General features: G+C 35.0%; 7 protein-coding genes. 6 read left to right on the top strand and 1 reads right to left on the bottom strand.

The window, feature by feature from the left end:
- The 3 genes from TJ68_RS04870 to TJ68_RS04880 form a co-directional block, all read left to right on the top strand.
- Nucleotides 1–471: lipoate--protein ligase (locus TJ68_RS04870; RefSeq protein WP_040929051.1), on the top strand; the 471-nt coding region annotated here is incomplete at its 5' end.
- An 86-nt stretch (nt 472–557) separates the two neighbouring features.
- Nucleotides 558–2,009: an APC family permease gene (locus tag TJ68_RS04875; RefSeq protein ID WP_040929052.1), complete on the top strand. Its 1,452-nt coding sequence runs from the start codon at nt 558–560 to the stop codon at nt 2,007–2,009.
- A gap of 85 nt (nt 2,010–2,094) precedes the next feature.
- A complete protein-coding gene (locus TJ68_RS04880) occupies nt 2,095–2,430 on the top strand; it encodes a cupin domain-containing protein (protein ID WP_040929053.1) in 336 nt (111 codons plus the stop codon).
- A 67-nt stretch (nt 2,431–2,497) separates the two neighbouring features.
- Here the strand turns inward: TJ68_RS04880 and TJ68_RS04885 are convergent, their stop codons facing one another.
- Nucleotides 2,498–2,704, bottom strand: coding sequence for an IDEAL domain-containing protein (locus TJ68_RS04885; protein WP_040929054.1), 207 nt, complete (start codon nt 2,702–2,704; stop codon nt 2,498–2,500).
- Nucleotides 2,705–2,866: 162 nt separating this feature from the next.
- Between TJ68_RS04885 and TJ68_RS04890 the strand changes: the two genes are divergently transcribed.
- The 3 genes from TJ68_RS04890 to TJ68_RS04900 all read left to right on the top strand — a co-directional run bounded on the left by TJ68_RS04890 (nt 2,867) and on the right by TJ68_RS04900 (nt 6,745).
- Nucleotides 2,867–3,451 (top strand): competence protein ComK, encoded by a 585-nt coding sequence (locus tag TJ68_RS04890; protein ID WP_052327313.1) that lies wholly within the window; start codon nt 2,867–2,869, stop codon nt 3,449–3,451.
- Between the two features lie 239 nt (nt 3,452–3,690).
- Nucleotides 3,691–5,037, top strand: coding sequence for a ribonucleotide-diphosphate reductase subunit beta (locus TJ68_RS04895; protein WP_040929055.1), 1,347 nt, complete (start codon nt 3,691–3,693; stop codon nt 5,035–5,037).
- A 19-nt stretch (nt 5,038–5,056) separates the two neighbouring features.
- Nucleotides 5,057–6,745 (top strand): ribonucleoside-diphosphate reductase subunit alpha, encoded by a 1,689-nt coding sequence (locus tag TJ68_RS04900; RefSeq protein WP_040929056.1) that lies wholly within the window; start codon nt 5,057–5,059, stop codon nt 6,743–6,745.
- The last annotated feature ends 266 nt before the right edge of the window (nt 6,746–7,011 follow it).

Consider the following 7,011-nt stretch of genomic DNA (forward strand, 5'->3'; position numbering starts at 1 on the left):
GGTATTAAATCTGTCAGAAGTCGCGTAGGTAACGTGAATGAGTTTTTAGATGAACCGTTAGATATCGAACGATTTAAACTGCTTATTTTAGAAAAAATATTCGGTAGCGTAGAGGAAATTGAAGAATATGAGTTAACAGATGAAGATTGGGATAAAATCATGACGTTATCTAAAGAGAAGTACCAAACTGATGATTGGAACTTCGGTAAAAATCCACACTACAATTTTGAAGCGAGCCATAAATTTGATGCAGGACTTTTAGACGTTCGTTTAGAAGTCCAAAAAGGAATAATAGAACGTGCGGCAATATTTGGAGATTTCTTTGGAATTGGAGAAATTAAAGATATTGAAGAAAAATTAATCGGTGTTAGACACGATTATAAATCGATCGATGAAGCACTTAAAGGTGTTGATATACCGCACTATTTAGGACGTATTACGAGAGAGGAATTTTTAGAGCTAATCGTATAAAATATATCGAAAATCGAAATATCCCGTTTATCCTCAAAAATTTAGGGTAAGTAGAATTTATATACTAAATTATTTGAGGGGATATCATGAAAAAACGTAAAGAAAAACGTGAGTCATTCGACAGTACGATGTCGAGGCGTTTTGTATGGGCAATCGCTTACGGTTCATCAATCGGATGGGGCGCGTTTATATTACCAGGTGACTGGTTAAAATCTTCAGGTACGCTCGGTGCCGTTTTAGGGATCATTATCGGTGGATTACTCATGTTAATGATCGCAGTCGGATACGGTGCGTTAACAGCGAAGTTTCCAGTGTCTGGAGGAGAATTTGCATTTACATATGTTGGATTCGGAAAGTACTTTAGTTTCATATCATCATGGTTTTTAATTTTCGGATATATATGTGTAGTAGCAGTAAACGCGAGTGCTTTTAGTTTACTATTTAAGTTTATACTTCCGGACTTTTTAGAAGTTGGATACTTATATTCAATCGCAGGTTGGGACGTATATATTACTGAAGTTATTTTATCGACATTTATTTTAATCGTATTTGCGATAATTAGTTTTAAAGGTTCAGGACTTTCAGGGAAACTGCAGTTTTACTTTTGTTTATTTATGGCAATCGTTGTGGCGGGATTATTTACTTTATCATTTACACCGTCGACATTTAGCTTTGAAAATGCAGTTCCACTCTTTAATGAAGACGCGGGTGTATTCAAATCGATTATCGTAATCGTTGCAATTGCACCGTGGATGTATGTCGGTTTTGACAACATCCCGCAAGCAGCAGAAGAATTTAACTTTGAAGCGAATCAGACGTTTAAACTGATTGTATTTGGAATCGTTGCAAGTATTGTTACATACGTGCTTATGATTTTAATTACATCGTGGACGTTCCCGTATACTGAAATGCTTGAGGAGTCTAAGCTATGGTTAACAGGAGACGTCATTAATTCAGCGTTTGGTAAAATCGGACTATTCTTCTTAGCACTGTCGATTTCATTTGGTGTATTTACAGGATTAAATGGATTTTACTTATCATCATCACGACTCATCTTTGCATTAGGTCGTGCGAAATTTATACCAGAAGCTTTTTCAAAACTTCATAGAAAAACAAATACACCGTTAAACGCAATCATATTCGTCATGGTCGTCTGTTTAGCAGCGCCTTGGCTTGGACGTACAGCACTCAGTTGGATCGTCGATATGTCATCCGTTGGAGTATCGATTGCATTTTTAGCAACGAGTTTAGTCACAGTAAAATTCTTTAGCGATAAACGCCATAAAAACACACTATATACGGTATTTGGAGTCATCGGAGCAATCATCTCAACAGTATTCCTGGCACTATTACTAATCCCAGGATCGCCAGCAGGACTCACACTACCGTCATATATCGCATTAGGCATCTGGACAATCCTCGGCGCAGGATTCTTCATGTTCCAGTTTAATAAACTAAAAAGCTTAAAACGAGAAGAACTCGATCATCTCATATTAGATATGACGAGAGAAGAGATTCACTCGAAAGAGATAGAGTAGGATAATTTTTCACCCTTCTAAATATTAGTTATTTAGAAGGGTTTTGTTATGTGATGATATAATATAAATAAAAGCAGGTGAAACTATGATTTTTAATGAAAAGAATTCTTTAAAGATAGACAATCATTTTGGAGGTAAAGGTACGATTGAAATATTTAAGCACGTATCAAAAGGGGATTTAGATACGATTGATATGGTTGCGAATGTCGTACTTCCAAAAGGGAGTTCAATTGGTTATCACTTACATGATAAAGATGCTGAAATTTATCATATCGTTAGAGGAAAAGGATTATTTACTGACGAGAACAAGAAAGAACACATCGTCGGTCCAAATGATTGTTGTGCAATTAAAAAAGGGCAGTCTCATGGAATTGAAAATATCGGAGACGAGGATTTAGAATTTATTGCGATATTATTTTAAATTAAAAAGCTGATTGAGTTTATGATTAAATCTCGATCAGCTTTTTCATTTGAACATTGTTTTAATATTAATTTTTAACATTTTTTAATAACTCCGTATACTCATTAAACATTTCTTCGTTTTTAGTTAATAACGCCTCTTCGATTTTTTGTAAATAATGTGCTTCTTTAAAATGATTTAAAGACTCTTCGAGAATAAGTTCTGCCGAAAGATCTGTGGCGGCTTGTAAAAACGCACGACGTTGAGCGAGTAGTTTAACTGATTTACTTTCCATTGGTAACGCCTCCAATCAATTGATAATTATTATTATAGTGAGTAGTTATGTGGAAGTCAATATAATATTTGAAATTGTCTGAAAATAATAATCTTATTATTTTATTTAACATTTTTGTACATTTGTTGTATAATGAGTTAACAACATATGGAGGTAATTGTAGTGCTTACATATTATACAATTAACAAAAATACGATGTATATTGCTTCAGATAACTATTTCAATACGAACACGTCAATTGCTAGAGAAATTACAGGAGAAGAGTATGTTATTAACAAAGAAGCGAATAAGTTAATGGCAGAGAATTGTTTGAGATTTTCTTCAAATTATTTACATAGGAAAGCGATAACTAAGGATATGACGAATATTACTTCTAAGCCACCAATTATGATTGACTTTTTTGGAAGTTATATTTATTTTCCTTTGTTTTCTGACCGTAACTCTTATAACCTCTGGTTTAATATCAGACATATTAAACAGTATGAAAAAGATGAAAGTCGTACACGCGTTCATTTTTATAACGGTGAGGATATTGTAGTTGATGTGACTTATTATCAATTCGACAAACAATACTCTAACGCGATGAAGTTGTATTATAAAATTAGCTTAAGACGTGAAGCGTTTTATAGGGAAACTGAAGTAAATGATCGATCGTTGTTGTCTCACAGAGAAACTTTAATGCTAGACGAATTTAAACGACACGAATATTTAATGCATATGCAGCAGCTAGACTATGGTGTGTATTAGCTGTTTTTAGCTCTTACGTTTTTAATCTTTTTAAAGACGTAAGAGTTTTTTATTTGCATGATAAGTTTTTCTTTTGTTAAATATAATATATCTATATATTGTGCTATTCTATTTGTTTTCATAGATTTTCACACTATATATTGTGTGTCGTTTTTATAAATTAAGCAAAAAGTCATTCCATTTTTATCGTGTTAGTGTTAGAATGAATAATCGAAAGATAAAGAAATGAGGTCGAAGTTTTGATTACACAAATTAGAAAACGTAGTGGCGAAATTGTGAATTTCGATAAGAATAAGATTTCCGTTGCAATGTCTAAGGCGAATAAAGCGACTGGTGAACCAGGTATGGCTGAAAAGATTGATGACTTAACGGATCAAGTTGTTAAAGTGCTAGAGAAAAGCGAAGATATTATTACAGTTGAATATATTCAAGACGTCGTAGAGGACGTTTTACTGAAAAGTGATTACAAAGATACAGCACGTGCGTACATCATTTATAGAGACCGTCAAAAGCAAAAGAGAAAGCGCGATGTTTTTGAGAGAAGAGCGGAAATGAAGCCGTTTGAATATCCTGAATTATATCAGTATGTAGATGCGATTCGACACTCTTACTGGATTCATACAGAGTTTAACTATACATCAGATATTCAAGACTATATGCAAGGGGCGTTACCTCACGAGAAGACTGCAGTGACACGTTCTATGCTTGCGATTTCACAAGTTGAAGTTGCAGTGAAAACGTTCTGGGGAGATCTTTATCACCGTATGCCGAAGTACGAAATCGGTGCGGTTGGTGCAAGTTTTAGTGAATCAGAAGTTCGTCACGCAGATGCGTACAGCCATTTACTCGAAATTTTAGGACTGAATAATGAATTTAGTAAGATCAAAGACATTCCAGCGTTAAAACAACGTGTAGATTACTTAACACGTATGGTTCAATACGCGAGAAGTGAAGATGATAGAGAGTACATCTTATCGATGATTTTATTCTCACTATTTACTGAACACGTGTCATTATTTAGTCAGTTCTTAATTATGATGTCATTTAACAAGCATAGAAATATGTTTAAAGGATTATCAAACGTTATCGAAGCGACTTCTAAAGAAGAGCAAATCCACGGTATGTTCGGTATCGACATTGTAAATACAATTCGCGAGGAACAACCAGATTGGTTCGATGAGGATATGGAAGAAGCGGTGTACAAAGCGTGCCGTGAAGCATATGAGTCAGAAGAAAAAGTAATTGACTGGATCTTAGGCGAAGGTGAACTTGAGTTTATGTCAAGTAACGTCGTTAAAGAATTCGTTAAACAACGTTTAAATAATTCACTTGTATCTGTAGGATATGAAAAATTATTTGACGTCGATGAAAAACTCGTCGCTGAGACATCTTGGTTTGACGATGAAGTTATCGGTACAAAACTCACAGACTTCCTTCACAAACGTAGTGTAAACTACACGAAGTTTAGTCAATCAGTAAGTGGAGACACGATTTTCTCACCAAAATCTGATTTAGAAGGTAAGACAAAACAAGAGGTAAACCAAACAATCAGACTTAGAATGCTCGACGTAAACGATTTGAAGTAAACAATTAGGAGGATTTCAATTGGCTAAACAACCATTTTATTGGCTTAACGAAGATTCTCGCGTCTTTCTAGAACGCGGGTATTTATCAGAAGGCGAAACACCTGAACAAAGAATAAGAGATATCGCAAATAAAGCAGAAGAAATTTTAGGCATAGATGGATTTTCAGATAAATTTTACGACTACATGGGTAGAGGGTTTTATTCACTTTCAAGCCCAGTATGGTCGAACTTTGGTAAAAAACGTGCATTATCAATTAGCTGCTTCGGTTCATATATTGAAGACAACGTGCCATCAATTATGGACACAGCAAGTGAAGTTGCATTAATGAGTAAATACGGTGGAGGAACGAGTGGATACTTCGGTAAAATTCGTCCACGTGGATCTGAAATTACTGATAACGGACATACGAGTGGATCTGTTCACTTTATGAAACTTTTCGAACAAGTTACTGACACGATTAGTCAGGGATCAGTTCGTCGTGGTCGTTTCAGTCCATATTTACCAATCGAACACGGGGATATCCACGAGTTTTTAGATATCGGTACAGAAGGAAACCCAATTCAAACGTTAACGCACGGAGTTTCAATAACAGACAAATGGCTTGAGGAAATGATCCGTGGAGATGAAGAAAAGCGTGACGTTTGGGCGAAACTCTTATCTAGACGTGTTCAAATGGGTTATCCGTACATTTTCTTCCATGACAATGCAAATAACGACACAGTAGATGTTTATAAAGACAAAGGGTTAACAATTAACAACTCAAACCTTTGTTCAGAAATTATGTTGCCAAATAAAGAAGACTGGTCATTCGTATGTAATTTATCTTCAATGAATATTGAACGTTATGACGATTGGAAAGACACAGATGCAGTAGAAACGATGATCTACTTCTTAGATGCAGTCATGAGTGAATTTATTGCTGATTTAGAATCTATGAGAGATTCTGAAGACGCAGAACTCCGTGAAGCATTTAAACATATGAAACGTGCTTATAAATTCGCGGTTGAAAACCGTGCATTAGGCCTTGGAGTACTTGGATGGCATTCATATTTACAAGCGAACATGATTCCATTTGAAAGTATCGAAGCAAACAAAATTAACTCACAAATCTTCTCACTTATGAGAAAGCGTGCGTATAAAGCAAGTGAAGAACTCGCAGAAAAATTCGGTGAACCAGAAGTACTAAAAGGATACGGTAGACGTAACACAACGCTACTTGCGGTCGCACCAACAACGTCAAGTTCATTCATTTTAGGACAAGTATCTAAATCGATTGAACCGTTCATGTCAAACTACTTCGTAGTCGACACTGCAAAAGTTAAAAAGACAATGATTAACCCGTACTTAAGAGAATTATTAGAAGAAAAAGGTAAAAACACTGAAGAGATTCTAAAGTCAATTCGTGACAACGACGGATCAGTTCAGCACTTAGACTTTTTATCAGCAAGAGAAAAAGAAGTATTTAAAACGTTTGGTGAATTAAACCAATACAACGTAATCGAACAAGCATCAACAAGACAGCAATTCATCGACCAAGGTCAATCATTAAACATCATGGTAAACCCAAGCCACATTACAGCAGAAGAGTTAAACGAACTGCACTTATTCGCTTGGGCGAACGGTATCAAATCACTATACTATCAACATGGTACAAATGCAGCACAGCAATTTAACTTAAGCAAAATTTGTATCAACTGTGAAGCATAAAACGATGAAACACCTTCTAACTGAGAGTTAGGAGGTGTTTTTTCATCTTTAAAAACTAGTTGTTTGTGATGTTTCGATTTATTTAACAGATTTTGGATGAATTATTGGGTTTTTGTAAATGAGAAGTTGAATGGATATGGTTGAGAGGATATATAAGGATATTATCACTGTTAAAGTGTATTAAATAACATTCATCGAATTATATTTAACAAAAATTTAGTGATTCTGTTAGATATCCTGATATAATTAACAGATTTTCGGAATTC

This window comes from Nosocomiicoccus massiliensis (genome assembly GCF_000438455.1).
Lineage (GTDB): Bacteria > Bacillota > Bacilli > Staphylococcales > Salinicoccaceae > Nosocomiicoccus > Nosocomiicoccus massiliensis.

Bases quoted from the DNA above. Each gene is read 5' to 3' on its own strand.
- TJ68_RS04875 (WP_040929052.1), top strand. From the start codon at position 558: ATGAAAAAACGTAAAGAAAAACGTGAGTCATTCGACAGTACGATGTCG.
- TJ68_RS04880 (WP_040929053.1), top strand. From the start codon at position 2,095: ATGATTTTTAATGAAAAGAATTCTTTAAAGATAGACAATCATTTTGGA.
- TJ68_RS04885 (WP_040929054.1), bottom strand. From the start codon at position 2,704: ATGGAAAGTAAATCAGTTAAACTACTCGCTCAACGTCGTGCGTTTTTA.